Here is a 25,071-nt window from a genome sequence, read left to right as displayed (position 1 = left end):
CTGCGGCCGGTGTCCGGGCGGCCGCAGTCCGATGGCTCAGCTGCCGCCCGTCACTCCCCGGCCGGGTCTGCCCGGCCGGTCCCCCCGTCCGCGGAAACCCCCTCGCCGTCGTCCTGCGCGCCGTCCTCCGAGGGCTCCGCCGCGCGTTCGGGCAGCTCCGCAGCCAGCGCGGCCGCGGCCTGGACGAACGGAAGTGCGAGCAATGCCCCGCTTCCCTCACCGACGATGACGCCGTGGTCCAGCAGCGGGTTGAGCGCCATCCGGTCCAGCGCCTTCGCCTGCGCCGGTTCACCGCTCAGCTGGCCCGCCAGCCACCAGTCCGGTGCCCGGAACGCGGCCCGCTGACCGACCAGAGCCGCGGCCGCGCAGACCACACCGTCCAGGATCACCGGGAGCCGGCGCACCGCGCACTGCAACAGGAAGCCGGTCATCGCGGCCAGGTCCGCACCGCCCACCGTGGCCAGCAGCTCCAACTGGTCGCCCAGCACCGGCCGGGCGCGGCGCAGCGCGTCACGGACCGAGGCGCACTTGCGCATCCAGGCCAGGTCGTCGATCCCCGCACCGCCGCGCCCGGTGACCACCGAGGCGTCGGTCCCGCAGAGCGCCGCGATCAGGGTGGCTGCGGCCGTCGTGCCGCCGACGCTCAGATCGCCGAGCACCACCAGATCGGTGCCCGAATCGGCCTCCTCGTCGGCGATCGCCATGCCGAGACGCACCGCCTGTTCGGCCTCCTCGACCGTCATGGCGTTCTCGATGTCGATCCGGCCGGTGCCGCGCCGGACCCGGGTCCGGACGACCGCTTCCGGCAGCAGCGCGGGATCGCAGTCCAGACCGGCGTCGACGATCCGTACGGGCACGGAGAACGTGCGGGCCAGCACGGCGAGCGGCGTCGAGCCCTCCAGCGTGGCGCGCACCAGCTCGTGCGCGGTGCCGGCCGCACGGCCGGACACACCCAGCTCCGCCACCCCGTGATCACCGGCGAACAGCACCACTCGGGCCTGCTGGACCGGCCTGACCGGCACGGACTGCTGGGCGGCCGAGAGCCATTCACCCAGCTCGTCGAGGCGGCCGAGGGCGCCCGGCGGCACGATGAGCCGCTCCCGGCGTTCCTCGGCATCTCGCCGTACACCCCCGTCGGGGCGTTCGATCAGGTCGGAGAAGTCGTCCAGATTCACGGGGGTCTGCCTCGCGGGTCGATACGTGGTGGGCCGGGGAGCCCGGCGGCGGGCCCCTTGCGGAACAGTACCTGCCGCGATTTCCGGCTCCCCTTCAGTGCGGCGCCCGGTCCCCGAACCGCAGTTGCGTGATCGCGGGCGTGAGGGTCCGCAGCCCGGGGAGCAGATTCTGGATCCGGATCAGCTCACCCATCGCGCCGCGCCCGCGCGGCAGCCGCAGCGCCCGCACCTCCGTGATCCCCGGATGCGCGCTGCGCAGCTTCCCGCGTTCGCCGGGGTTCATCGCCCAGCGCATCGGCGGGATCGTCATGTCGCCGACCTTCGACGTACCCGCCACCGTGCCCTTCGCGAGCCACCGGGCCATCGAGTCCAGGACGAGGATCCCGCCCGGCAGCCGTTCGGCGCAGGCCGCCAGGATCCCGCGTACCTCGGCGGGACGCAGATACATGAGCAGCCCCTGCGTCGTGACGACCACACCCCGGCCCTCCGGGTCCTCGATCTCGTCCAGCCAGGACGGATCGGTCGCCGATCCGGCCAGGTTCCGCAGCCGGTCCGAGGGCGGCAGCAGGGTGCGGCGCAGCCGGGCGACCTCGGGCAGCTCCACACTCAGCCAGTTCAGCCGTCCGTTGTCGACCCGCCAGAAACCGGTCTCCAGACCGTCGCCGAGCGCCACCACGGTGGCGTCCGGGCGGTCGGCGAGATACGCCCGCACGGCCAGGTCGAAGCAGCGCGAGCGCAGCCCCTGGGCCTGGGAGTTGAACGGATTCGGAATCCCGAACCGCGCCTCGAACGGATAGTCCAGATCCGTCAGCAGCCGGAGCGCCATCGGATCGTCCAGCACCGGATAGGGCCGGCCCGCCTCGTACGCCCGGTTGTACAGCGTCCACAACAGGGTCTCCGGCACCCCGTCCAGCATCGGCCGCACACGTGCCATGTCCGTTCCTCCTGTTCCGTTCGGTTCCGTTCCGTTCGGTCGTGCCGGTGAGCCTGCCCGTCAGCCGCGCGGGGTCAGCCGCGCAGGGCCTGTGCCCGCCCGTCAGCCGCGCAGGGTCAGCACCTGCCCGGCCACCACCAGCAGCACCTGCTCGCACTCCTCGGCGACCGAGGCGTTCAGCCGCCCCAGCTCGTCCCGGAAACGACGCCCGGCAGCGGTCGCGGGCACCACACCGGAGCCGGTCTCGTTGGTCACCGCGACGACGGTGCGCCGCGCCCCCCGGACCGCCGCCACGAGCTCGGCGGTCCGCACCCGCAGCGCGCTCTCCCCACCCCCTGCCCACGCCGCGTCGTCCCAGGCGTCCACCCGGTCCATCGCGTCCGTCAGCCAGAGCGACAGGCAGTCGATCAGCAGCGGCGGTCCGTCCGAGGCCAGCAGCTCCGCCAGCTCGCAGGTCTCCTCGGTGCGCCAGGCAGCCGGTCTGCGCTCCCGGTGCAGTCCGATCCGGGCCGCCCACTCCCGGTCGCCCTCCCGGCTGCCCCCGGTCGCCACGTACACGACCTCGGGATACGTCTCAAGACGCCGCTCGGCCTCGACCGACTTCCCCGATCGCGCGCCGCCGGTGACCAGGGTGCGCCGGGGAACGTCCGATGCGGGGGCGTACGCCCCGACCGTCAGCGTCGTCCCGTCCGGCACGGCCCGTGCGCCGGCCGCGGCGAGCCGGCGGCCGAGCTCGGGGCCGGGCGGCGCGTCATGGTCCAGATGGACGGCGACCACCTCGGTCGCCGGCCCGATCGCCTCGACGGCCCGCAGCCGGGCCACCGCGTCGGGCCGTCCCACGATGTCACCGACGACCATGGCGTACGGCTCCGCCATCCGGTCGGTGAGACCGGCCGGTGCGGCGCCCGGCGGCAGGTAGAGCAGCCGCTCGCCGTCCGGCGAGGTGACCTCGTACCCGGTACCCGGTGCGTCCATCGGTACGGCCCGCACCCGGTGTCCGCTGATCAGCGTCAGCTCCCGCCCGTCCGGTACCCGGCCCGCCGGGGGCAGCCCGGCGGGCAGTTCGACGGCGGGTCCGTCGTGCGGATGGGTGAGCAGCACCTGGCGTACGCCGGTGAGCGAATGCCCCGCGCGCGCGGCGGCGAACACCGCTCCCGGGGTGAGATCGAGCAGCAGCGCGTCGTCGACCAGCAGGGCGGTCGCGGCCCGGGCCCGCGCCCCTCGGGCGGTGGCGCAGGCGGCGCAGGGACAGTCGGGCCGCGGCAGCCCGTCGGGGGCTCCGGTGCCGAGCAGAGTCAGTTCCACGCTCCGATCCTCCCGCGTCCCCGCACCGGGTGCGCGACGTGGGGGTGGGCGGACGCGAGCGGGCCTCTTCCGTTACTGGTCGTAACCACTAGGCTGCGGACGGAACAAAGTGACCCAGGAGGCGGACATGGCGTGGACGTGGCGGTTCGAGAAGTCCGACGGTACGGAGACGGAGCCGGCCCTGCAGCCGGAGGAGTTCACGACACAGGGCGACGCGGAGTCCTGGATCGGTGAGTACTGGAAGGAACTCCTCGACGGCGGCGCGGACCAGGTGACGCTCTTCGACGACACGACGAAGATCTACGGCCCGATGAGCCTGCGGGCCGATCAGGGCGAAGCGGCCGCGGACGAGGCCCCGGAGGCCGCCGGGTCGGCCGGCACCCTCTGATCCGAGCCGCGACGACCGCCGGGCGGACCCGTGAGGGTCCGCCCGGCGGACTTCCGCGGTGAGCGGCGGCGGAACCGCCTGCGGCCCCTTCACCGCCGAGGTGGAGCGGCCTTGTCGTCTCAGATCTCGCCGAGCGTGACCTCCGCCGTCTTCGTCGCGTTGCTGCGCAGATACGTCACGGTGACCTTCTCGCCCGGCTTGTCGGACGCCAGCGCCTCCGACAGGGACGTGATCGTGGTGACGGGCGCGTCGCCGACCTTGGTGATGATGTCGCCGGCCCGCAGCCCCGCCTTCTGGGCCGCCCCGCCCTTGGTCACGCTGACGATCGCGACCCCGGCCGGCTTGTAGGTGTCGTCGACGACCGTGCGGCCGGTGATGTCCAGGGCCGCCCGGCCGGAGTCGGTGACCTTGCCGTTCTTGATGATCTGGTCGGCGACCGTCTTCACCATCGAGACGGGGATCGCGAAGCCGATGCCGGGCGCCGCGCTGTCACCCATCTGGGGGTCGGTGGCCGCCAGGGTGGGGATGCCGATGACCTCGCTCTTCAGGTTCACCAGCGCGCCCCCGCTGTTGCCGGGGTTGATCGCCGCCGAGGTCTGCACCATGTTCGCGATGGTCGCGCCCGTGCCGCCGCCCGAGCGGCTCTCGCTCACGGTCCGGCCGAGCGCCGAGACGATGCCCTGGGTGACGCTGCTGGACAGCCCGAGCGGTGAGCCCATCGCCAGCACGATCTGGCCGACCGCGACCTTCTCCGAATCGCCGAACTTCGCGGGCTTCAGCCCGTCCGGGACGTCGTCCAGCCTGATGACGGCCAGGTCCTGCTCGGGATAGGCGGCGACCAGCGATGCGCTCATCACCTTCTCGCCGTTGGCGACGGTGACCTTGAACGTCTTCTCCTCGCCGACGACGTGGGCGTTGGTGACGATGTGGCCCTTGGTGTCGTAGACGATGCCCGAGCCCAGACTTTCGGAGGCGTCGATCTGCACCACCGACGGAAGCACGTTGTTGATGACGGTCTCGTAGTCGTCCTGCAGATCGCCGGTGGCCTTCGAGGTCGAGCCCTGCTGAGCCTCTCCGGACTTTGTCGCGGCGGCGTTCGAGGTGTGGGAAGTCGAGGAGGCGGAATTCGAGTCGGAGCAACCGCTCACCAGCGCGATCGCACAGACACCTGCGGACAGTGGCATCAGCAGCCGGCGCACACGGCTGCGGGGGTGAAAGGCATCCATGTCCGGATTATTGCCTTTAACCCCATTGGTGGCCTGTTGGGCGAACCCGGCCCCGATCCGCCGGACGAGGCTCGTCCGGGCCGGCCGGACGGGCTCCGCTCAGCTCTCGCCGCCCTGGTTGAAGATCAAGCTAGCCCCGCACCCCACACAGATGCAGCAGCGCGGCCACCCCTCGGTACGGATCCGTCCGCCCCGCCCGGTCCTCGGCCGCCAGTACCCGCTCCAGCTCCGCCGCGGCCGGCAGCTCCACGTCGTTGCCCACGTTGTCGGTGAAGACCCGCACCCCGTACCAGGCGTGCAGCGGCGCCGCGATCCCGGCGAGCGTGGCGGTGAGCGCGTCGAGCCGGTCCGCGCGCACGGAAAGCCCGAGGCGGTTGGTGTACCGGTCCGTGTCGAACGCGGCCAGTGCCGCGTCCCAGTCCCCGGCGATTCCGGGCCGCATCGCCAGCGCGTCGGCGTTCCGTACGAGGAGCGACAGCAGGCCGCCCGGCGCCAGCATCCTGGCCAGACCGGCCACCATGGCGTCGGGTTCCTGGACGTACATCAGCACGCCGTGGCAGAGCACCACGTCGAAACTGCCGGGCAGGAAGTGGACCCCGGTGTCCTGGCCGTTGCCCTCTATGAAGCGGACCCGCTCCCGGATGCCCGCCGGTTCGCCGCCGAGCGACTCGCGGGCGATCCGCAGCATCTCGGCGTCCGATTCGAGACCGGTGACGGTGTGACCGGCGCGGGCGAGACGCAGGGCCTGGGTCCCCTGGCCCATGCCGACATCAAGGATCCGCAACCGCTGCCCCACCGGGAAACGGCCCGCGATCTGTTCGTCGAGCTGTCGGGCGACGAGTTCCTGGCGCACGGTGTTGCGCAGTCCGCCGAGCCCCTTCAGCCACGCCGACGAGGCCCCCGCGAAACCGGAGACCGCATCACCCGGACGGCCCGCGGACATCCCGCCGGCCGTACCGGGAAGATCCGTACTCAGGGCCGCTCTCCGCGCTTGACCTGCGGCTTCGGCAGCCTGAGGCGACGCATCTGAAGCGTACGCATCAGCCCGTAGGCCACCGCTCCCCGCTTGGGCGTATCGGGGAAGCGCTCGTTCAGCTGCTTGCGCAGACGGAACGTGAGCCCGATCGAGTCGACGACGATCAGCACGATCACGCCGAGCCAGAGCAGCAGCGAGATGTTCTGGATGCCCCGCACCTGGATCACGCTGAGGATCAGGATGACCACGGCGAGCGGCAGGAAGTACTCCGCGATACAGAAGCGCGAGTCCACGAAGTCGCGGACGAAGCGGCGCACCGGGCCCTTGTCACGGGCCGGAAGGTAGCGCTCGTCGCCACTGGCGAGCGCCTCGCGCTGCTTGGCCATGTCGATCCGGCGCGCCTCGCGCTGGCGCTTCATGGCCTCCTTGCGGTCGGTCGGCGCGCCACTGGAGGCGCGACGGCGCTGCGACTGGGCGTCGCTGCGCTTGGGGGTGGGGCGACCTTTGGGGGCCTGCGGGTCGCGGGGCATCTTGGAGAGGTCCGCCGTCACCTTGCCGGTGGGGGCCTTCTCTTCCTTGGAGCGGCTACCAAACACAAGGCCCAAGGGTACGGGGTCGATCGCCGCGACCCCAGGCCGGCCGGGAACGATCCGGCAACGGCCTGCGTCCTTGCCGGTGTCCGGGCGGGACGATACGGGTGCCGGAAGTGGAATCCCCGGCCTTCACCTACTCCCTGGGCGGGAGTGGTCACCGGGTGCAGTCGTCCTTGGGGAGGACCCCATCGCCGCCCGAACAGTGCGGTAATAGAGGCAGGGCCCGTACTGTGGGTTCTGTTGGAGTGCTGGAGACCGGTTAAGTCAGAAGGGGGCGCGCGAAGCCCATGAGCGGTGTCATGAAGCGTATGGGGATGATCTTCCGCGCGAAGGCAAACAAGGCCCTGGACCGGGCCGAGGATCCGCGCGAGACCCTCGATTACTCGTACCAGAAGCAGCTGGAGCTGCTTCAGAAGGTGCGCCGCGGTGTCGCCGATGTGGCGACCTCGCGCAAGCGCCTGGAGCTGCAGCTGAACCAGTTGCAGGGCCAGACGTCCAAGCTGGAGGACCAGGGCCGCAAGGCGCTCGCGCTCGGCCGCGAGGACCTGGCACGCGAGGCGCTGTCCCGCCGCGCTGCCCTCCAGCAGCAGGTCACCGACCTGGAGACGCAGCACACCACGCTGCAGGGCGAGGAGGAGAAGCTCACTCTGGCGGCCCAGCGGCTGCAGGCCAAGGTCGATGCCTTCCGTACGAAGAAGGAGACGATCAAGGCCACCTACACGGCGGCCCAGGCGCAGACCCGGATCGGTGAGGCCTTCTCCGGCATCTCCGAGGAGATGGGCGACGTCGGTCTGGCCATCCAGCGGGCCGAGGACAAGACCCAGCAGATGCAGGCGCGCGCCGGCGCGATCGACGAGCTGCTCGCCTCCGGCGCCCTGGACGACCCGACCGGCACGGCGAAGGACGACCTCACCGCCGAGCTGGACCGGCTCTCCGGCGGTTCGGATGTGGAGCTGGAGCTGCAGCGCATGAAGGCCGAACTGGCGGGCGGCTCCACCTCGAAGCAGGCTATCGAGGGCGGCCCGCAGGATGCCGCGCAGCAGCAGCAGTCCCAGTCCCCGCACAAGTTCGACAAGAATTAAGGCAGCGTCATGATCGTACGGATCATGGGGGAGGGCCAGGCAGCCCTGGCCGACAGCCATCTCGCCGAGCTCGACAAGCTCGACGACGAACTGCTCGCCGAAATGGAGAGGGGCGACGGCCCAGGCTTCCGCACCACTCTCCACGCGCTCCTCGCCAGGGTGCGCGAACTCGGCACGCCCTTGCCGGACGACTCCCTGGAGCCGTCCGAGCTGATCCTTCCGTCGCCCGACGCGACCCTCGAAGAGGTCCGCGCCATGCTCAGTGACGACGGTCTGATCCCCGGCTGACAGCCGGCAGCTCCAGCACCCGCACTCCTCTGTGCCCCGTGACCGGCCCCGGCCGGTGACGGGGCACAGTGCTGTGCGGCCCCGGCCTCTGGCCGGGCACGGCGCAGGCGCGGTCCCGGCCGGTTGCTGGGCACGGTGGTGTGCGGTCGCGGCCGGTTCTCCGGCCGCGCGGCCCGATTTCCTCGCGACACGCCGTAACGTAGCTTGACGTGACCACCCTCGGAACCGGGGTTCTGCGCGTCCGGAACTGGCTGCGCGACCATCCCCTCGCGCTGGACGGCGCGCTCGCCCTGGGCGTGTTCGTGGCCATGTTCATCGGATCGTTCGTCGATCCGGGCGCACACCACGGGCCCACCTTCGGCACCCGCACGCCCGCCGCCGGCAGCGTGTTCCTGATGGCGCTGGGCGCCCTCGCCCTGGTCTGGCGGCGCCGGCGCCCGATGGCCGTGCTCGCCGCCACCGGCGCGCCGGCCGTGGTGGAGCTGCTGACGGCGGATCCTCCGGCCCCCGTGGTGATGAGCACCGTCATCGCGCTCTGCACCGTCGCCGCCCGCACCGACCGGCCGACGACCTGGCGCGTCGGGCTGCTCACCATGACCGTGCTGACCGCGGCCGCGATGTTCTTCGGCTCGGCCCCCTGGTACAGCCAGGAGAATCTCGGGATCTTCGCCTGGACCGGGATGGCGTGCGCGGCGGGCGACGCGGTCCGCTCCAGGCGCGCGTTCGTCGACGCGATCAGGGAGCGCGCCGAACGGGCCGAACGGACCCGCGAGGAGGAGGCCAGGCGCCGGGTGGCCGAGGAGCGGCTGCGGATCGCCCGCGACCTGCACGATGTCGTCGCCCACCACATCGCCCTGGTCAATGTGCAGGCGGGGGTCGCCGCCCACGTCATGGACCGGCGCCCCGACCAGGCCAAGGAGGCGCTCGCCCATGTCCGCGAGGCGAGCCGCTCCGCGCTCAACGAGCTGCGGGCCACCGTCGGACTGCTGCGCCAGTCCGGCGATCCGACGGCGCCGACCGAACCCGCCCCCGGCCTCGCCGTCCTCGACGAGCTCGTGGAGACCGTGCGGCGGGCCGGGCTGCCCGTCGAGGTGGCCTGCGCGGCGAAGGAGGACCCGCCGCTGCCCGCCGCCGTCGACCTGGCAGCGTACCGGGTGATCCAGGAGGCGCTGACCAACGTCCGCAAGCACGCGGGTCCCGGGGCGAAGGCCGAGGTCAGCGTCGTACGGGTCGGGGCCACGGCCGAGGTCATGGTGCTGGACAACGGACGCGGAACGGCCGGCCGCACCGGCCACGACGTCGTCGGCGGGGGGCACGGCCTCCTCGGTATGCGGGAGCGGGTCACCGCCCTGGGCGGCACCCTCACCGCCGGACCCCGTTACGGCGGCGGATTCAGGGTCCATGCGATCCTGCCCGTCGGAGCCCGCGCGCAGGAGCCCAACCCTCCGGGCGCGGCGGGCCGGACGGGGGAGAACGCATGACATCGGCCATCAGGGTCCTGCTCGCCGACGACCAGGCGCTGTTGCGCAGCGCGTTCCGTGTGCTGGTCGACTCGGAGCCCGACATGGAGGTGGTCGGCGAGGCGGCGGACGGGGCGCAGGCCGTGGAACTGGCCCGCTCGGCCGGCGCCGACGTGGTGCTGATGGACATCCGGATGCCCGGTACGGACGGGCTCACCGCGACCCGGATGATCAGCGCCGACCCGGAACTCGCGGACGTGCGCGTGGTCATGCTCACGACGTTCGAGGTGGACGAGTACGTGGTGCGGTCCCTGCGGGCCGGTGCCTCGGGTTTCCTCGGGAAAGGGGCGGAACCGGAGGAACTCCTCAACGCCATCCGGATCGCCGCGGCCGGCGAGGCGCTGCTCTCGCCGGCCGCGACCAAGGGCCTGATCGCCACGTTCCTCGCGCAGGGCGGCAGTTCGGACGGCGGGGGTCCCGGCGCCGCCGAGTACTCCGCGCGCCTGGGGGCCCTCACCACCCGGGAGCGTGAGGTGCTGGTGCTCGTCGCGGGCGGACTGTCCAACGACGAGATCGCCGAGCGCCTCGTGGTCAGCCCCCTCACCGTCAAGACCCATGTGAACAGGGCGATGGCGAAGCTGGGGGCGCGAGACCGGGCCCAACTGGTGGTAATCGCGTACGAATCGGGCCTTGTTCGTCCTCGGGTGGAGTGAGGGAGCAGTCCCGGCGTACTCCACCTGCGGTATGCGCGGCATAAGAAAGCGACCTGGGGCCGACGCGTTCCGCTCGGGCGATGAGCGATCGTAGAGGAGCCGACCGGTACCTGGGGGCGGCGTCGCTGGGCCGAACACGCGGATCTGCGGCGTTGTCGTCCATCATCATGGCTCCGCCATGGCTCGATCCGCTGCCTCGCAGCTGCACGCACTCAGCCCCGCCCCGTCCCCCGAGTGCCGGCCGGGCCGGGTCTGTCCCCGATTCACCCGCCCACCTGCCGCGTAAGCCACAGAAGAGAGACCCACCCATGTCCTGGCTGTCCAGATTCAGCCTCGCGCAAAGGGCCCTGATCGGGCTGATCTCGATCGTCGCGCTCGTATTCGGAGCGATCGCGATCCCGCAGCTCAAGCAGCAGTTGCTGCCCACCATCGAACTTCCGATGGTGTCGGTGCTCGCCCCCTACCAGGGAGCGTCCCCCGATGTGGTCGAGAAGCAGGTCGTCGAACCGCTCGAGAATTCGATCAAGAACGTCGACGGTGTCACCGGCATCACCTCCACCGCCAGCGAGGGCAACGCCGTCATCATGGCGACGTTCGACTTCGGCGACGAGGGCACCAAGCAGCTCGTCGCGGACATCCAGCAGGCGGTGAACCGCGCCCGCATCCAGCTGCCCGACGATGTGGACCCGCAGGTCGTCGCCGGCTCGACCGACGACATCCCGACCGTCGTCCTCGCCGTCACCTCCGACAAGGACCAGCAGGCCCTCGCGGACCAGCTGGACCGCACCGTCGTCCCCGCGCTGGAGGACATCGACGGTGTCGGCCAGGTCGCCGTCGACGGTGTGCGGGACCTCCAGGTCTCCATCACCCCCGACGACAAGAAGCTCGCGGCGGCCGGACTGAACGCGACCTCGCTCGCCCAGGCGCTCCAGGCCGGCGGCGCGACCGTCCCGGCCGGATCGTTCTCCGAGGCGGGCAAGAGCCGTACCGTCCAGGTCGGCGGCACGTTCACCACCCTTCAGCAGTTCGAGGACCTGCGGGTCACCGGCCAGGACCCGGCCACGGGCAAGCCCGGCAAGCCGGTCCGCGTCGGCGACATCGCGACGGTGGAGCAGGAGCCCTCCACGGCGGTCTCCCTCACCCGTACGAACGGCAGGCCGAGCCTCGCCGTCATGGCGACGATGGACAAGGACGGCAGCGCCGTCGCCATCTCGGACGCCGTCCAGGACAAGCTCCCCGACCTGCGCAAGGACCTCGGATCCGGCGCCGAGCTCACCGTCGTCTCCGACCAGGGCCCGGCCGTCTCCAAGGCGATCTCGGGGCTGACCACCGAGGGCGCGCTCGGCCTGCTCTTCGCGGTCGTCATCATCCTGGTCTTCCTGGCCTCGCTCCGCTCGACCCTGGTCACCGCGGTCTCCATCCCGCTCTCCGTGGTCCTCGCGCTGATCGTGCTCTGGACCCGTGACCTGTCGCTCAACATGCTCACCCTGGGCGCGCTGACCATCGCGATCGGCCGGGTCGTCGACGACTCGATCGTCGTACTGGAGAACATCAAGCGCCACCTCGGCTACGGCGAGGAGCGCCATTCCGCGATCACCACCGCGGTGAAGGAGGTGGCCGGCGCCGTCACCGCCTCGACCCTCACCACGGTCGCCGTCTTCCTGCCGATCGGTCTCGTCGGCGGCATGGTCGGCCAGCTCTTCGGCTCGTTCTCGCTGACCGTCACCGCGGCCCTGCTGGCTTCCCTGCTGGTGTCGCTGACCGTCGTCCCCGTCCTGTCGTACTGGTTCCTGCGCGCCCCCAAGGGCAGCGCCGAGGACCCGGACAAGGCCCGCCGCGAGGCCGAGGAGAAGGAAGCCCGCAGCCGGCTCCAGCGGATCTACGTCCCGGTGCTGCGCTTCGCCACCCGTCGCCGCATCACCAGTGTCGTCATCGCCGTCGCCGTACTGTTCGGCACCTTCGGCATGGTCCCGCTGCTGAAGACGAACTTCTTCGACGCGGGCGAGCAGGAAGTCCTGTCCATCAAGCAGGAGCTCACCCCGGGCACCAGCCTGGCGGCGGCCGACGAGGCGGCCAAGAAGGTCGAGAAGGTCCTCATCGACGACAAGGGCGTCAAGGACTACCAGGTCACCGTCGGATCGTCCGGCTTCATGGCGGCCTTCGGCGGCGGCACAGGGGCCAACCAGGCCTCCTACCAGGTCACCCTGAAGGACTCCGCCGACTACGAAGCCACCCAGGACCGGATCGACGAGGCCCTGGGCAAGCTCGACGGCATCGGTGACACCACCATCGCCGCGGGCGACGGCTTCGGGAGCCAGGACCTGAGCGTCGTGGTCAAGGCCGCCGACGCGGACACCCTGAAGAAGGCGTCCGAACAGGTACGGGCCGAGGTAGCGAAGCTCAAGGACGTCACCGATGTCCAGAGCGACCTGGCGCAGAGCATCCCGCGCATCTCGGTCAAGGCCAACGCCAAGGCCGCCGAAGCCGGTTACAGCCAGGCCACGCTGGGCGCGGCCGTCTCCGGCGCCGTGCAGGGCACTCCGGGCGGCAAGGCGATCATGGACGACACCGAGCGTGACGTCGTCATCAAGTCGGCCCATCCGGCCACCACGATGGAAGAGCTGAAGAACCTTCCGCTGGGCAAGGTCAGGCTCGGCTCGATCGCCGAGGTGAAGCTGGTCCCCGGACCGGTCTCCATGACGCGGATCGACGGCCAGCGCGCCGCGACGATCACGGCCAAGCCCACCGGTGACAACACCGGCGCGGTCAGCACCGCCCTCCAGACGAAGATCAACGCCCTGGACCTCCCGGACGGCGCCACCGCCACCATCGGCGGTGTCTCCCAGGACCAGGACGACGCGTTCATGAAGCTGGGCCTGGCCATGCTGGCGGCCATCGCGATCGTCTTCATGCTGCTGGTCGCCACCTTCCGGTCGCTCGTCCAGCCGCTGATCCTGCTGGTCTCCATCCCGTTCGCGGCGACGGGCGCCATCGGCCTGCTCATCGTCACCGGCACCCCGATGGGCGTCCCGGCGATGATCGGCATGCTGATGCTGATCGGCATCGTGGTGACCAACGCGATCGTGCTGATCGACCTGATCAACCAGTACCGCGCCCAGGGCCTGGGCGTCGTCGAGGCCATCGTCGAGGGCGGCCGCCACCGGCTCCGCCCGATCCTGATGACGGCCCTGGCGACGATCTTCGCCCTCCTCCCGATGGCGCTCGGCGTCACCGGCGAGGGCGGGTTCATCTCGCAGCCGCTGGCCGTCGTGGTCATCGGCGGTCTGGTCACCTCGACGCTGCTGACGCTGCTCCTGGTGCCGACGCTGTACGCGATGGTGGAGCTCTTCAAGGAGCGCCGCGCGAAGAAGAAGGCCGCGAAGCGCGCCAGGAAGGCGGGCATCCCGGCCCCGGCCGCCTCGGAGGAGACCTCGTCCTCCTCCGACGAGCCGGAGCCCGCGAAGGCCTGATCCGCCCCGGCAACGAGGAACGGCCTGTCCCGCGCTCACGCGTGGGACAGGCCGTTCCGCTGTGTCCGCGCCCTACTTGAGGGAGGTGACGAAGTCACTCCAGGCCGCTGCCCGGACGACGAGCGCCGGACCGGCGGGGTTCTTGCTGTCACGTACGGGGACGATGCCGGGGAAGTCGTCGCTGATCTCGACGCATTCGCCCCCGTTGGAATTGCTGTAGCTGCTGCTGCGCCAGTGGGCGGCGCTCAGCTCGGGGGAGTGGGTCATGGTCGGTAGCCCTCCATCGCGGTCCGGATCAGTTCCGCCGACTCGGCCAGGGGGAGGGAGTTGGCGCGCAGCACCTCGTACTGCCGCCGCCACTTCTTCACCGCCGCCGGATCCTCGTAGAGATGACCGGCCTGGATGCCCTCCTCGTACGCCACCGCGGTGCCGTCGGGCAGCGTCAGCAGAGTCAGCGCGCCACCCAGCAGCGAGTGCGGCCCCGCACTGAACGGCATCACCTGAACCTTACTGTCCGGAGTGTCCACCTGCTCCAGCAGCGAGGCCAGTTGCTGATGCATGCAGGCCCGGCTGCCCATCTGCCGTCGCAGTACGGCCTCGTCGACGACCGCCCACCGGAACGGCGGTTCCTCCGAACGCTGGCGCTCCTGCCGCGACATGCGCGCGGTGACGCGTTCCTCGACCTGTTCGTCGCTCAGATCCTCCTGGCAACGGAGAAAGGTGCGCGCGTACTCCTCGGTCTGGAACAGACCCGGCAGCGCCTGCGCGCCGTACTGCTCTATCACCTCGGACCGGAACTCGAAGTCCATGTACCGCTGGTACTGGTCGGGATGGATCTCGCGCCGGGCGAGCTCGTACAGCCCGTGGAAGTGGCCGTCCGTCCCGAACGCCACGTCGAGCCGGCCCGGAATGTCCGGCGGCGGCATCAGCTCCGCCGTCTCGATCCGGGCGAGTGTGCTCTTGCTGGAGTTGAGGATGTCCGCCAGCTGGACGAGGGAGAGGTTCGCGCGTTCGCGGTGGCGGCGCTGTTCGGAGCCGAAGTAGTGACGGGCGGAGAGGTACGGAGTGAGCGGCTGGGGCCTGAACGTCATGGTGCGCGCCTTCCGGGTGTCCCGTTCTGAACGCCGGGACGGAGAGGCCCTGTTGATCAGGCCGCCACAGCGCGACGATTACGGCACACACCGTAGCCAACGGGTGCGGCAGGGGCCCGAGTGCTCCCCGAACGGAGACAGTGACGACATGATGTTCGATGCGGACGGGAGGCCCATGCGACTGCTCCCGTGGACCAGCCGGAGCGGCGCGCCGTGCTACCTGAGCACCGACGACCCGGACAGCCGGATGTCGCGGCTGGCCGACCAGGTGGAGGCGGACCTGCTCGACTCGGCCGGATACGTCCTGGAGCAGGCCCGGGGACTGCTGGCGGAGACCGTGGTGGGCGAACGGGAGCTGCGGTTCGCGGGCGCCCGGCTCGTCGAGTCGCTGGGGGACACCCTGCGGATCGCGGAGAGCCGGGGCGGCCGGCCGGCCCACGCCGTCACCCCTGGGGAACACGAGGAAACCGGGGCGTGCGTAACCGGCCGCCGGGTCCGGACCAACGGGGCGTGAGCGGCCCGTTGGTCCGGGCCCGCACGCGGTGAGGGCGGCGGCGGGCGGGCGCGGGAGGTGCGTCCCGGCGCGGCCGTTCTTCTGACGGCCGCGCCGGGTACGACAACGACCGGTCGCGGCGCAGGGGCCGGCCTGCGCCGCGACCGGTCACCGCCGCAGCCCGCGCCCTCCGTCCCCCGACGCCCATGTCCGGACACGTCCTTGGGCAGGCCCCTACGGCAGCGCCAGCATCCGCTCCAGCGCGAGCTTGGCGTACTTCTCCGTCTCCGGGTCGACCTCGATCCGGTTGACCAGGTTGCCCTCGGCCAGCGACTCCAGCGTCCACACCAGGTGCGGCAGGTCGATCCGGTTCATCGTCGAGCAGAAGCAGACCGTCTTGTCGAGGAAGACGATCTCCTTGTCCTCGGCCGCGAAACGGTTGGCCAGGCGGCGCACCAGGTTGAGCTCGGTGCCGATCGCCCACTTCGAGCCGGCCGGGGCCGCCTCCAGCGCCTTGATGATGTACTCCGTCGAGCCGACGTGGTCCGCGGCGGCGACGACCTCGTGCTTGCACTCCGGGTGCACCAGCACGTTGACGCCGGGTATCCGGGCGCGCACGTCGTTGACGGACTCCACCGAGAAGCGCCCGTGCACCGAGCAGTGCCCGCGCCACAGGATCATCTTCGCGTCGCGCAGCTCCTCGGCGGTGAGGCCGCCGTTCGGCTTGTGCGGGTTGTAGAGGACGCAGTCCTCCAGGGTCATCCCCATGTCCCGCACGGCCGTGTTGCGGCCCAGGTGCTGGTCCGGGAGGAAGAGGACCTTCTCGCCCTGCTCGAAGGCCCACTCCAGGGCGCGCTTCGCGTTCGACGAGGTGCAGATCGTCCCGCCGTGGCGGCCGGTGAAGGCCTTGATGTCCGCGGAGGAGTTCATGTACGAGACGGGCACGACCTGTTCGGCCACGCCGGCCTCGGTCAGCACGTCCCAGCACTCGGCGACCTGCTCGGCGGTGGCCATGTCGGCCATCGAGCAGCCCGCCGCCAGGTCCGGCAGCACGACCTTCTGGTCGGCGGTGGTCAGGATGTCCGCGGACTCGGCCATGAAGTGCACACCGCAGAAGACGATGTACTCGGCCTCCGGACGCGCCGCCGCGTCCCGGGCGAGCTTGAACGAGTCGCCGGTCACATCCGCGAACTGGATGACCTCGTCGCGCTGGTAGTGGTGCCCGAGGACGAAGACCTTCTCGCCCAGCTTCTCCTTGGCCGCGCGGGCGCGCTCCACCAGGTCCGGGTCGGAAGGGGAAGGCAGGTCGCCGGGGCATTCGACTCCGCGCTCGCTCCTGGGATCGGCGTCGCGGCCGAGCAGGAGCAGGGCGAGGGGTGTCGGCTGGACGTCGAGATCCTGGACGGGGTGGGCCGTGGTCACGTCACGCACCCTTTCTTCTCTGCGGGGGAAGCCTTTTCGTCTAATTGACGCTATTTATCATATCCGCTTCACGTCACTTTGACGATGCCGATAGCGTCGATGTGACGCATCCGCCTGCGGGACCGGTGTGCGAGCATGAATGGAACAGGCAAGCGCTCGGCCCGGAATGAATCCGCGGCCTCGACGGTTGCAACGTCGGCAAGCAGTCTCCGTACAACCCGGGAGAGAAGCAGATGTCCGTATCGGACGAGACCACCACCGTGAGCGACGGCATCCTCCTGTCCGACGCCGCCGCAGCCAAGGTCAAGGCCCTGCTGGAGCAGGAAGGCCGCGACGACCTGGCGCTGCGCGTCGCCGTCCAGCCCGGCGGCTGCTCGGGCCTGCGTTACCAGCTCTTCTTCGACGAGCGTTCGCTGGACGGCGATGTCGTGAAGGACTTCGACGGCGTCAAGGTCGTCACCGACCGGATGAGCGCCCCGTACCTGGGCGGCGCCTCCGTCGACTTCGTCGACACCATCGAGAAGCAGGGCTTCACGATCGACAACCCGAACGCCACGGGCTCCTGCGCCTGCGGCGACTCCTTCAGCTAGAGCGGCTGGAGCGCGTAGCGACAGAGCGGTACGGCGGCGGTCCCGGGATTCCGATCCCGGGGCCGCCGCCGTACGTGTCCGCGGGTGCGTCAGCCGCGCGGCACCAGGGTGCCCGACGCCGCGTCGACCACGGTCCGGTCGCCCAGCGGCCGGTCCAGCGTGACCGTGCGGGTCAGCTCCTTGGCGATCATGATGCAGACCTTGCCCTTCTCCGGCTCGGTCTCCGTCAGGGACACCCGCACCGTGGAGCCGTCCTCGCTCGCGCTCGCCGCGTACGTGCCGCAGGCACCGCCCCAGAACGTCACGGAGAGCGTCCGACCGTCGGCGCCGTACGACAGGATCGCGCGCCCGGACTCCGTCGTTCCGCCGCCGTCCGGGGTCTTCGGGGCCGGGGCGTCCTTCGTCAGGTACGCCGGATCCACCGCTACCTGGGTGACGATGCCGCCGGTACCGCCCGTGCCCGGCCCGACGGTGAAGATCCAGGACGGTACGAGCAGCTGCCTGCCTTCGACGTAACGGGCCGCGAGGCCGAAGACCGCCTTGTCGACGGTCACCGTCGTCGTGGCCGGCTCCGCCCCGGTCCGGGCGCCGCAGCTCATGGCGGACGGCTTTCCGCCGTTCTCCAGGGGTGCGGGGGTGGCGCAGTCGCCCGTCTTCGGGCCGCTCGGCGGCTGTGCGGCGTTCAGCTGCTTCAGCGCGTCGGCCGCGCCGGTCACCGGGTACTCCGCGCCCTTCTCCAGGCCCTTCAGCTGTCCGCTGCCGCCCGTCACCTCACCGTCGGGGCCGACCTGGATCCCGGTCGCCCAGCCGTACGTCGGCAGTCCGCCCACCACCGGGTCGGCGTTCACCACCCGGACCGAACCCATCAACTGCCGCGCGTCGAGGGCGGCGTCGTCCTGGCCGACCGCCTTCAGCACCGGCGCCGCGGCGGCCTTCGCGGCCTTCTCGCTCACCGGGGTCCCCGTGCCGCCCGGCGCCACGCGCTTGCTCGAACAGAACTTCCCGGGCTCGCAGTTGTCGGTGCCGCCGGAACCGTACCGGGCGAACGTCCAGGTCCCGGGTGCCTGTTCGGCCACCCGCAGCAACGGCCCCGAGCCGTCCCCGTCGGAACCCACCTTCCAGGACGTGCCCTCGGCCCGCGGGGTGCCCTGCACGCCCAGCGCCTTGGCCAGCCGGGCCACCTCGGACGCCGTCACGGTCCCGGTGGCGCGCTGGACGGCCGCCTTCTCCGGGCCGTCCGGCAGGGCGCCGGACGCGCGGTAGACGACCCGGCCGCCGTGCGGGTCGGGCTCACCGGGCGCGATGCCCTGCGGGGGAGCCGAGGGGCGCGGGGAGGGTGCGGCCGGCACGCCCTCCGGCTCGTCGAGGGAGAGGGGCGGGGGAGTGGAGCCGGAGCGGTCCGCGGCGCTGTACTCGCCGCCGCCGTGGCCGTCCGCCGCCATCGCCCAGTACGCGCCGCCGCCACCGGCCAGGAGTACGGCCGCCGCCACCGAGGCCACGGCGAGCGGCGAGCGCCGCCGGGGGCCTGTCACATCGTTGTCGGGTCGATCGGTGCTCACCGGTTCGCTCCTTCGCCGTCGTACGTCAGGCCCGGCCGAGGGCCCGTTCCGCTGGTGCGGACACCGTTGGGACGGGGCGCGGGCGCACACGGTTCCCTTCCGGGGCGGCAGTTGCGACGAAGGGCCCGTCGGTCCCGGTCGGCGACGAGGGGCCCGGCGGTCCCTCCTGCGGTGAGGAGCGCGTCCGTCAGTCGCCGTACTCCGCCATCGCGTCGATCAGCCGGGCCGAGGCGGGCGGTACGGTCACGCCGTGAATGAGGGAAGGCGTCACAGGGGTGGGGGCGATCCTTGTGGGTACCACCCAGTGCGGAGCCATCCGTGCGCAGTCTCCGCGCAGCTCGGCCAGGCTGGTCTCGGACTCGCGCGGGGCGATGTTGTTCGGCATATCGGCACCGTAGGCACCCCCGGGCTCAGGGGGAAAGCCCTACTATCGGGTAGTTTTCCCTTCTTCGCCCAGTTGCCGGAACCCGGTAGCGTTAACTGTCATGCCGACCCGGGAACGCAGACATCGTTTCCCTCGACCTCCGCAGGAGCAGTCTTCCCGTGCGTATCGCAGTCACCGGCTCCATCGCCACTGACCACCTCATGACCTTCCCCGGCCGATTCGCCGACCAGCTGGTCGCCGATCAGCTGCACACGGTCTCGCTCTCCTTCCTGGTCGACAACCTGGACGTACGCCGGGGAGGTGTCGCCGCCAACATCTGTTTCGGCATGGGCCTGCTCGGTACCCGGCCGCTCCTGGTCGGCGCCGCGGGCTCCGACTTCGACGAGTACCGGGCCTGGCTCGACCGCCATGGCGTCGACACCGGCTCCGTGCGGATCTCCGAGGTCCTGCACACCGCCCGCTTCGTCTGCACGACGGATGCCGACCACAACCAGATCGGCTCCTTCTACACCGGTGCCATGAGCGAGGCCCGGCTGATCGAGCTGAAGGCCGTCGCGGACCGGGTGGGCGGGCTCGACCTCGTCTCCATCGGCGCCGACGACCCCGAGGGGATGCTCCGCCACACCGAGGAGTGCCGCTCCCGGGGAATCCCGTTCGCCGCGGACTTCTCGCAGCAGATCGCGCGGATGGACGGCGACGAGATCCGCATCCTGCTCGACGGTGCCACGTACCTCTTCTCCAACGAGTACGAGAAGGGGCTCATCGAGTCCAAGACCGGCTGGACCGACGCCGAGATCCTGGCCAAGGTCGGCCACCGGGTCACCACCCTCGGCGCCCGGGGCGTGCGGATCGAGCGCGTCGGCGAGGAGCCGATCGAGGTCGGCTGCCCCGAGGAGCAGGTCAAGGCCGACCCGACCGGTGTGGGCGACGCCTTCCGTGCCGGATTCCTCTCCGGTCTCGCCTGGGGCGTCGGCCTGGAGCGGGCGGCCCAGGTCGGCTGCATGCTCGCCACCCTGGTCATCGAGACGGTCGGCACCCAGGAGTACACCCTGCACCGCACCCACTTCATGGACCGCTTCACCAAGGCGTACGGACACGAGGCCGCGGCCGAGGTGCGCACGCATCTCGTGTAGGGGCGTTCAGGAGAGCCGGCGGACCAGATAGGCCGAGCCCCGGTCCGCCGGCTCCTCGCCCACGTACTCCTGCTCACGCATCGCGCACCAGGCCGGAATGTCGAGGCGCGCCGCCTCGTCGTCGGACAGGACCGTCACCGTCCCGCCCACCGGTACCTCTCCGATCACCTTTGCGAGCTCGATCACCGGAATCGGGCAGCGCCTGCCGAGCGCGTCGACGACCAGCGAGGGCGCCGCCGCGGGGGAGGGGGTGCCCGAGGCGGGGGCGCCCAGCTTCTCCCGTACGCCCGCCACCGCCGCAGGCAGCACCTCCAGGAAGCGGTCGACCTCCTCGTCGGACGTGCCCGCCGGCAGCGACACCCGGACATTGCCCTCCGAGAGCACCCCCATCGCCTTGAGCACATGGCTCGGCGTCAGTGTGCTGCTCGTGCAGGACGAACCGGATGACACGGAGAATCCGGACCGGTCCAGCTCATGGAGAAGGGTCTCCCCGTCGACATAGAGACAGGAGAAGGTGACCAGATGCGGCAGCCGTCGCACCGGATCGCCGACCACCTCCACATCGGGCACCAGCTCCGGCACCCGGGCCCGGATCCGGTCGACCAGGGCCCGCAGCCGTACTGACTCGGCGGCGGCCTCGGCCCGCACCGCCCGCAGGGACGCCGCCGCCGCCACGATCGCCGGGATGTCCTCGAACCCGGCGGCCCGCCCCGACTCCCGCTCGTCCGCGGGGCCTTGGGCCGCGAAACGTACGCCCTTGCGCACCGCGAGGAGCCCGACCCCCGCCGGGCCGCCCCACTTGTGGGCGCTCGCCGTCAGCAGCGACCAGCCGGCCGGTACCGGCCCCCAGCCCAGTGACTGGGCGGCGTCCACCAGCAGCGGTACCCCCGCGGCCCGGCAGAGCGCGGCCACCTCGGCCACCGGCTGCCCGGTGCCCACCTCGTGGTTGGCGGACTGCAGACAGGCCAGCGCGGTGTCCTCGCGCAGTGCGCTCGCGTAGTCCTGGGCGTCGACCGAGCCCGTGCCGTCCACCGGGACCTCGGTGAAGGTGCCGCCCCCGCTCTCGTGAGCGGCGGCCGAATGGAGTACCGACGAATGTTCGACCGCTGACACCACCAGATGGCGGCCGACACGCCGACGTCCCGCGAGAGCTCCGGAAATTCCGGAATGCACCGCCCGGGTGCCCGACGAGGTGAAGGTCAGCTCGTCGGGACGGCAGCCGACGGCCTCGGCGGCCGCCTCCCGGGCGGCGTCCAGCAGCAGCCGGGCACGCCGTCCCTCGCGGTGGAGACGGGCCGGGTCGGCCCAGCCCTCGTCCAGCGCGGCAAGCAGCGCCTGGCGGGCGACGGGATGGAGGGGGGCGGCGGACGCGGCGTCGAAGTAGGGCACCCGGCCACGCTAGCCGGGTCCCGGGCGCGGCCCGGGACCCGGTTGCCCGGACGCCCGGGAGAGTGGGCGTCAGATGGCGGCCGGAGCCCCGGATTCCACCCCTTCGGGGAGTCGGGCGGCGCGTTGGGCACCCTCCCCGCGCGACCCCAAATAGCGTCCAGTAGGGTTTGGTCCGCATAAACATCCAAACCCCTGCCCGCGTCAGGGCCGGCGACCGACCAGCGAGACGGGCGCGCCGACCGTGCGGGCGAGACTCTCGGGAAGGCGCTACGTGAGTCCCAACGGCTCCGACCGCTTGTCGCGGCGCCCGATGCGGCGGAAGCTGCCGCAGGTGCTGACTGCGGGCCTGGTCCTGGCGACGGCCTCCGGTTGTTCGTACAACTGGCAGGATTTCCCCCGCCTCGGTATGCCCACACCGGTAACGGAAGAGGCTCCTCGGATCCTTTCCCTCTGGCAGGGCTCGTGGGCGGCAGCGCTCGCCACGGGCGTCCTTGTCTGGGGACTGATCATCTGGAGCGCCATCTTCCACCGGCGCAGCCGCACCAAGGTGGAGGTACCTCCGCAGACCCGGTACAACATGCCCATCGAGGCGCTGTACACCGCGGTTCCTCTGATCATCGTCTCGGTGTTGTTCTACTTCACCGCGCGCGACGAGACGAAGCTCCTTTCGCTCTCCGACAAGCCGGCCCACACAGTCAACGTGGTCGGCTACCAGTGGAGCTGGGGCTTCAACTACATCGAGAACGTGGACGGCTCGGCCGCCACGGGCAACGAGGTCCCCAAGGAGCTCGACGCCATTCCGGACCGGTTCCGCGAGCAGTTCCCCAAGGGTGCGGACGGCGTCTACGACGCCGGCATCCCGGGAGACCGGAACCCGCAGACCGGCAACCCCGGCCCGACCCTGTGGCTGCCCAAGGGCGAGAAGGTCCGGTTCATCCTGACTTCGCGTGACGTCATCCACTCCTTCTGGGTGGTGCCGTTCCTCATGAAGCAGGACGTCATCCCGGGCCACACCAACGCCTTCGAGGTGACTCCCAACCAGGAGGGCACCTTCATGGGCAAGTGCGCCGAGCTCTGCGGCGTCGACCACTCCCGGATGCTCTTCAACGTCAAGGTCGTCTCCCCGGAGCGCTACCAGGCGCACCTCAAGGAGCTCGCGAAGAAGGGCCAGACGGGCTACTTGCCGGCCGGCATCGAGCAGACCGACCCGGCCAGGAATGCGGAGACGAACAAACTGTGAGCATCCTCAATGAACCTCAGGGTGCCGCGGCAGCAGACGACTCGTACGAGGACGAGCTGCCGGTCCGGCGCAAGCAGCCGGGAAACGTCGTCATCAAGTGGCTGACCACCACTGACCACAAGACGATCGGCACGATGTACCTGGTCACGTCGTTCGCGTTCTTCTGCATCGGCGGACTGATGGCGCTCTTCATGCGCGCCGAGCTGGCCCGTCCGGGCACGCAGATCATGTCGAACGAGCAGTTCAACCAGGCGTTCACGATGCATGGCACGATCATGCTGCTGATGTTCGCGACGCCGCTGTTCGCCGGATTCGCGAACTGGATCATGCCGCTGCAGATCGGCGCGCCCGACGTGGCGTTCCCGCGGCTGAACATGTTCGCGTACTGGCTGTACCTCTTCGGCTCGATCCTCGCGGTGGCCGGCTTCCTCACCCCGCAGGGTGCGGCCGACTTCGGCTGGTTCGCCTACTCCCCGCTGTCGGACGCCGTCCGCTCGCCGGGTGTCGGCGCCGACATGTGGATCATGGGTCTGGCCTTCTCCGGCTTCGGTACGATCCTCGGTTCGGTCAACTTCATCACCACGATCATCTGCATGCGCGCACCCGGCATGACGATGTTCCGCATGCCGATCTTCGTCTGGAACGTCCTGCTGACCGGTGTTCTGGTCCTGCTGGCCTTCCCGGTGCTCGCGGCGGCGCTCTTCGCGCTGGAGGCCGACCGGAAATTCGGGGCGCACATCTTCGACGCGTCCAACGGCGGAGCACTGCTCTGGCAACACCTCTTCTGGTTCTTCGGCCATCCAGAGGTGTACATCATCGCCTTGCCCTTCTTCGGGATCATTTCCGAAGTGATCCCGGTGTTCAGCCGCAAGCCGATGTTCGGTTACATCGGCCTCGTGGCCGCGACGATTTCCATCGCGGGCCTCTCGGTGACCGTGTGGGCGCACCACATGTACGTCACCGGCGGTGTACTGCTGCCGTTCTTCTCCTTCATGACGTTCCTCATCGCGGTGCCCACCGGGGTGAAGTTCTTCAACTGGATCGGCACGATGTGGAAGGGCTCGTTGTCCTTCGAGACACCGATGCTCTGGGCGATCGGCTTCCTGATCACCTTCACCTTCGGTGGTCTGACCGGTGTCATCCTGGCCTCGCCGCCGATGGACTTCCACGTCTCCGACTCGTACTTCGTGGTCGCGCACTTCCACTACGTCGTCTTCGGCACCGTGGTGTTCGCGATGTTCTCCGGATTCCACTTCTGGTGGCCGAAGTTCACCGGCAAGATGCTGGACGAGCGGCTCGGCAAGATCACCTTCTGGACGCTGTTCATCGGCTTCCACGGCACGTTCCTGGTGCAGCACTGGCTGGGCGCCGAGGGTATGCCGCGTCGTTACGCGGACTACCTGGCCGCGGACGGATTCACCGCGCTGAACACGATCTCGACGATCTCCTCGTTCCTGCTCGGACTGTCGATCCTGCCGTTCTTCTACAACGTGTGGAAGACCGCCAAGTACGGCAAGAAGATCGAGGTCGACGACCCGTGGGGCTACGGCCGTTCGCTGGAGTGGGCGACCTCCTGCCCGCCGCCGCGGCACAACTTCCTCACGCTGCCCCGGATCCGTTCCGAATCCCCGGCGTTCGACCTGCACCACCCGGAGATCACGGCGCTGGAACAGCTGGATCACCTCTCCGAGGGTGACAAGGCCCTCGCCGGCGGCAAGGAGGCGGGCAAGTGAAGATCCAGGGCAAGATGTTCCTCGGTCTGGCGCTGTTCATCCTCGTCATCGCCGTCACGTACGGCGTGTGGTCCAAGGAGCCGGTCGGTACCACCGCGCTCGTCCTGGCCTTCGGCCTGAGCGTCATGATCGGCTTCTACCTGGCCTTCACGGCCCGGCGGGTCGACGCGCTGGCCCAGGACAACAAGGAAGCCGATGTGGCGGACGAGGCCGGCGAGGTGGGGTTCTTCTCCCCGCACAGCTGGCAGCCGCTCTCGCTGGCGGTCGGCGGCATTCTCGCCTTCATGGGAGTCGTCTTCGGCTGGTGGCTGCTCTACTTCTCGGCCCCGGTCCTTCTGATCGGTCTGTTCGGCTGGGTCTTCGAGTACTACCGCGGTGAGAACCGCACCCAGTGACACCGCTCCACCGGTGACACCGCTCCACCTG

At 70.5% G+C, this 25,071-nt stretch carries 24 protein-coding genes; 12 read left to right on the top strand and 12 right to left on the bottom strand.

The annotated features are described in order from the left end of the window. Positions 1 to 50: 50 nt before the first annotated feature. The 3 genes from cobT to ACZ4LX_RS09370 form a co-directional block, all read right to left on the bottom strand. Positions 51 to 1,175 (bottom strand): nicotinate-nucleotide--dimethylbenzimidazole phosphoribosyltransferase, encoded by a 1,125-nt coding sequence (gene cobT / locus ACZ4LX_RS09380; protein WP_467634647.1) that lies wholly within the window; start codon positions 1,173 to 1,175, stop codon positions 51 to 53. A gap of 94 nt (positions 1,176 to 1,269) precedes the next feature. Beyond that, positions 1,270 to 2,109: a class I SAM-dependent methyltransferase gene (locus tag ACZ4LX_RS09375; protein WP_467634654.1), complete on the bottom strand. Its 840-nt coding sequence runs from the start codon at positions 2,107 to 2,109 to the stop codon at positions 1,270 to 1,272. A 102-nt stretch (positions 2,110 to 2,211) separates the two neighbouring features. Continuing rightward, entirely contained in the window at positions 2,212 to 3,414 is a 1,203-nt protein-coding gene (locus ACZ4LX_RS09370) for a bifunctional adenosylcobinamide kinase/adenosylcobinamide-phosphate guanylyltransferase (protein ID WP_467634657.1), read from the bottom strand. Between the two features lie 127 nt (positions 3,415 to 3,541). Between ACZ4LX_RS09370 and ACZ4LX_RS09365 the strand changes: the two genes are divergently transcribed. Further along, positions 3,542 to 3,802 carry a hypothetical protein gene (locus ACZ4LX_RS09365; protein ID WP_467634660.1) on the top strand — a complete coding sequence of 87 codons (261 nt, stop codon included), beginning with the start codon at positions 3,542 to 3,544 and terminating at the stop codon, positions 3,800 to 3,802. 119 nt (positions 3,803 to 3,921) lie between these two features. Here the strand turns inward: ACZ4LX_RS09365 and ACZ4LX_RS09360 are convergent, their stop codons facing one another. From ACZ4LX_RS09360 to ACZ4LX_RS09350, 3 genes are all read right to left on the bottom strand, one after another. Then, positions 3,922 to 5,028, bottom strand: a complete 1,107-nt coding sequence (locus tag ACZ4LX_RS09360) for a S1C family serine protease (protein ID WP_467634663.1) — start codon at positions 5,026 to 5,028, stop codon at positions 3,922 to 3,924. Between the two features lie 130 nt (positions 5,029 to 5,158). Continuing rightward, complete coding sequence (locus ACZ4LX_RS09355) at positions 5,159 to 5,971, bottom strand: methyltransferase domain-containing protein (protein WP_467634666.1); 813 nt, start codon at positions 5,969 to 5,971, stop codon at positions 5,159 to 5,161. 29 nt (positions 5,972 to 6,000) lie between these two features. Next, on the bottom strand, positions 6,001 to 6,600 hold the full coding sequence (locus ACZ4LX_RS09350; RefSeq protein ID WP_467634670.1) for a DUF3043 domain-containing protein: 600 nt from the start codon (positions 6,598 to 6,600) through the stop codon (positions 6,001 to 6,003). A gap of 296 nt (positions 6,601 to 6,896) precedes the next feature. Between ACZ4LX_RS09350 and ACZ4LX_RS09345 the strand changes: the two genes are divergently transcribed. The 5 genes from ACZ4LX_RS09345 (at position 6,897) to ACZ4LX_RS09325 (ending at position 13,610) form a co-directional block, all read left to right on the top strand. After that, positions 6,897 to 7,679: a PspA/IM30 family protein gene (locus tag ACZ4LX_RS09345; protein ID WP_467634675.1), complete on the top strand. Its 783-nt coding sequence runs from the start codon at positions 6,897 to 6,899 to the stop codon at positions 7,677 to 7,679. A 9-nt stretch (positions 7,680 to 7,688) separates the two neighbouring features. Then, the gene (gene pspAA, locus ACZ4LX_RS09340; RefSeq protein ID WP_467634678.1) at positions 7,689 to 7,967 is read left to right on the top strand and encodes a PspA-associated protein PspAA; all 279 of its coding nucleotides are present in this window, start codon (positions 7,689 to 7,691) and stop codon (positions 7,965 to 7,967) included. A 209-nt stretch (positions 7,968 to 8,176) separates the two neighbouring features. Further along, the gene (locus ACZ4LX_RS09335) at positions 8,177 to 9,448 is read left to right on the top strand and encodes a sensor histidine kinase (protein ID WP_467634682.1); all 1,272 of its coding nucleotides are present in this window, start codon (positions 8,177 to 8,179) and stop codon (positions 9,446 to 9,448) included. Further along, positions 9,445 to 10,140, top strand: a complete 696-nt coding sequence (locus tag ACZ4LX_RS09330; protein WP_467634686.1) for a response regulator — start codon at positions 9,445 to 9,447, stop codon at positions 10,138 to 10,140. Before ACZ4LX_RS09335 ends, ACZ4LX_RS09330 begins: the two co-directional genes overlap by 4 nt. 308 nt (positions 10,141 to 10,448) lie before the next feature. Continuing rightward, positions 10,449 to 13,610 (top strand): efflux RND transporter permease subunit, encoded by a 3,162-nt coding sequence (locus ACZ4LX_RS09325; protein ID WP_467634689.1) that lies wholly within the window; start codon positions 10,449 to 10,451, stop codon positions 13,608 to 13,610. Between the two features lie 72 nt (positions 13,611 to 13,682). On the opposite strand, the gene ACZ4LX_RS09320 is transcribed toward ACZ4LX_RS09325, so the two are convergent. Next, entirely contained in the window at positions 13,683 to 13,877 is a 195-nt protein-coding gene (locus ACZ4LX_RS09320; RefSeq protein WP_467634693.1) for a DUF397 domain-containing protein, read from the bottom strand. Next, positions 13,874 to 14,701: a helix-turn-helix domain-containing protein gene (locus ACZ4LX_RS09315; RefSeq protein ID WP_467634696.1), complete on the bottom strand. Its 828-nt coding sequence runs from the start codon at positions 14,699 to 14,701 to the stop codon at positions 13,874 to 13,876. The genes ACZ4LX_RS09320 and ACZ4LX_RS09315 overlap by 4 nt, the downstream gene beginning before the upstream one ends. Before the next feature lie 148 nt (positions 14,702 to 14,849). Here ACZ4LX_RS09315 and ACZ4LX_RS09310 point away from each other — a divergent pair, with 148 nt between their 5' ends. After that, positions 14,850 to 15,215, top strand: a complete 366-nt coding sequence (locus ACZ4LX_RS09310; protein ID WP_467634699.1) for a hypothetical protein — start codon at positions 14,850 to 14,852, stop codon at positions 15,213 to 15,215. A 213-nt stretch (positions 15,216 to 15,428) separates the two neighbouring features. On the opposite strand, the gene nadA is transcribed toward ACZ4LX_RS09310, so the two are convergent. After that, positions 15,429 to 16,625, bottom strand: a complete 1,197-nt coding sequence (gene nadA, locus ACZ4LX_RS09305; protein WP_467634702.1) for a quinolinate synthase NadA — start codon at positions 16,623 to 16,625, stop codon at positions 15,429 to 15,431. 224 nt (positions 16,626 to 16,849) lie between these two features. On the opposite strand from nadA, the gene ACZ4LX_RS09300 reads away from it, so the two are divergent. Beyond that, positions 16,850 to 17,206 carry an iron-sulfur cluster assembly accessory protein gene (locus ACZ4LX_RS09300; RefSeq protein ID WP_018103583.1) on the top strand — a complete coding sequence of 119 codons (357 nt, stop codon included), beginning with the start codon at positions 16,850 to 16,852 and terminating at the stop codon, positions 17,204 to 17,206. Positions 17,207 to 17,295: 89 nt separating this feature from the next. On the opposite strand, the gene ACZ4LX_RS09295 is transcribed toward ACZ4LX_RS09300, so the two are convergent. Both ACZ4LX_RS09295 and ACZ4LX_RS09290 read right to left on the bottom strand, forming a co-directional pair. After that, a complete protein-coding gene (locus tag ACZ4LX_RS09295; RefSeq protein WP_467634707.1) occupies positions 17,296 to 18,765 on the bottom strand; it encodes a hypothetical protein in 1,470 nt (489 codons plus the stop codon). Between the two features lie 187 nt (positions 18,766 to 18,952). Continuing rightward, a complete protein-coding gene (locus ACZ4LX_RS09290) occupies positions 18,953 to 19,150 on the bottom strand; it encodes a hypothetical protein (RefSeq protein WP_467634710.1) in 198 nt (65 codons plus the stop codon). Positions 19,151 to 19,308: 158 nt separating this feature from the next. Here ACZ4LX_RS09290 and ACZ4LX_RS09285 point away from each other — a divergent pair, with 158 nt between their 5' ends. Further along, positions 19,309 to 20,283, top strand: a complete 975-nt coding sequence (locus ACZ4LX_RS09285; protein WP_467634713.1) for a carbohydrate kinase family protein — start codon at positions 19,309 to 19,311, stop codon at positions 20,281 to 20,283. 6 nt (positions 20,284 to 20,289) lie between these two features. Here the strand turns inward: ACZ4LX_RS09285 and ACZ4LX_RS09280 are convergent, their stop codons facing one another. Next, positions 20,290 to 21,672, bottom strand: a complete 1,383-nt coding sequence (locus ACZ4LX_RS09280) for an aminotransferase class V-fold PLP-dependent enzyme (protein ID WP_467634717.1) — start codon at positions 21,670 to 21,672, stop codon at positions 20,290 to 20,292. A 271-nt stretch (positions 21,673 to 21,943) separates the two neighbouring features. Here ACZ4LX_RS09280 and ctaC point away from each other — a divergent pair, with 271 nt between their 5' ends. Genes ctaC through ACZ4LX_RS09265 form a run of 3 tightly spaced genes read left to right on the top strand, consistent with a single transcriptional unit; the run spans position 21,944 to position 25,040 of the window. Next, positions 21,944 to 22,912 carry an aa3-type cytochrome oxidase subunit II gene (ctaC, locus tag ACZ4LX_RS09275; RefSeq protein WP_467634720.1) on the top strand — a complete coding sequence of 323 codons (969 nt, stop codon included), beginning with the start codon at positions 21,944 to 21,946 and terminating at the stop codon, positions 22,910 to 22,912. Continuing rightward, a complete protein-coding gene (gene ctaD / locus ACZ4LX_RS09270) occupies positions 22,909 to 24,645 on the top strand; it encodes an aa3-type cytochrome oxidase subunit I (RefSeq protein ID WP_467634725.1) in 1,737 nt (578 codons plus the stop codon). The genes ctaC and ctaD overlap by 4 nt, the downstream gene beginning before the upstream one ends. Beyond that, entirely contained in the window at positions 24,642 to 25,040 is a 399-nt protein-coding gene (locus tag ACZ4LX_RS09265; RefSeq protein ID WP_467634728.1) for a cytochrome c oxidase subunit 4, read from the top strand. Before ctaD ends, ACZ4LX_RS09265 begins: the two co-directional genes overlap by 4 nt. The last annotated feature ends 31 nt before the right edge of the window (positions 25,041 to 25,071 follow it).

Source organism: Streptomyces sp. NPDC026062, from assembly GCF_055568375.1.
Note: the sequence above shows the minus strand (reverse complement) of the source record. Positions and strands in the feature narration are given on the sequence as shown.

Coding starts and splice junctions, on each gene's coding strand:
- ACZ4LX_RS09375 (WP_467634654.1), bottom strand. CDS start 2,109: ATGGCACGTGTGCGGCCGATGCTGGACGGGGTGCCGGAGACCCTGTTG.
- ACZ4LX_RS09365 (WP_467634660.1), top strand. CDS start 3,542: ATGGCGTGGACGTGGCGGTTCGAGAAGTCCGACGGTACGGAGACGGAG.
- ACZ4LX_RS09360 (WP_467634663.1), bottom strand. CDS start 5,028: ATGGATGCCTTTCACCCCCGCAGCCGTGTGCGCCGGCTGCTGATGCCA.
- ACZ4LX_RS09355 (WP_467634666.1), bottom strand. CDS start 5,971: ATGTCCGCGGGCCGTCCGGGTGATGCGGTCTCCGGTTTCGCGGGGGCC.
- ACZ4LX_RS09345 (WP_467634675.1), top strand. CDS start 6,897: ATGAAGCGTATGGGGATGATCTTCCGCGCGAAGGCAAACAAGGCCCTG.
- pspAA (WP_467634678.1), top strand. CDS start 7,689: ATGATCGTACGGATCATGGGGGAGGGCCAGGCAGCCCTGGCCGACAGC.
- ACZ4LX_RS09330 (WP_467634686.1), top strand. CDS start 9,445: ATGACATCGGCCATCAGGGTCCTGCTCGCCGACGACCAGGCGCTGTTG.
- ACZ4LX_RS09325 (WP_467634689.1), top strand. CDS start 10,449: ATGTCCTGGCTGTCCAGATTCAGCCTCGCGCAAAGGGCCCTGATCGGG.
- ACZ4LX_RS09320 (WP_467634693.1), bottom strand. CDS start 13,877: ATGACCCACTCCCCCGAGCTGAGCGCCGCCCACTGGCGCAGCAGCAGC.
- ACZ4LX_RS09315 (WP_467634696.1), bottom strand. CDS start 14,701: ATGACGTTCAGGCCCCAGCCGCTCACTCCGTACCTCTCCGCCCGTCAC.
- ACZ4LX_RS09310 (WP_467634699.1), top strand. CDS start 14,850: ATGATGTTCGATGCGGACGGGAGGCCCATGCGACTGCTCCCGTGGACC.
- ACZ4LX_RS09300 (WP_018103583.1), top strand. CDS start 16,850: ATGTCCGTATCGGACGAGACCACCACCGTGAGCGACGGCATCCTCCTG.
- ACZ4LX_RS09290 (WP_467634710.1), bottom strand. CDS start 19,150: ATGCCGAACAACATCGCCCCGCGCGAGTCCGAGACCAGCCTGGCCGAG.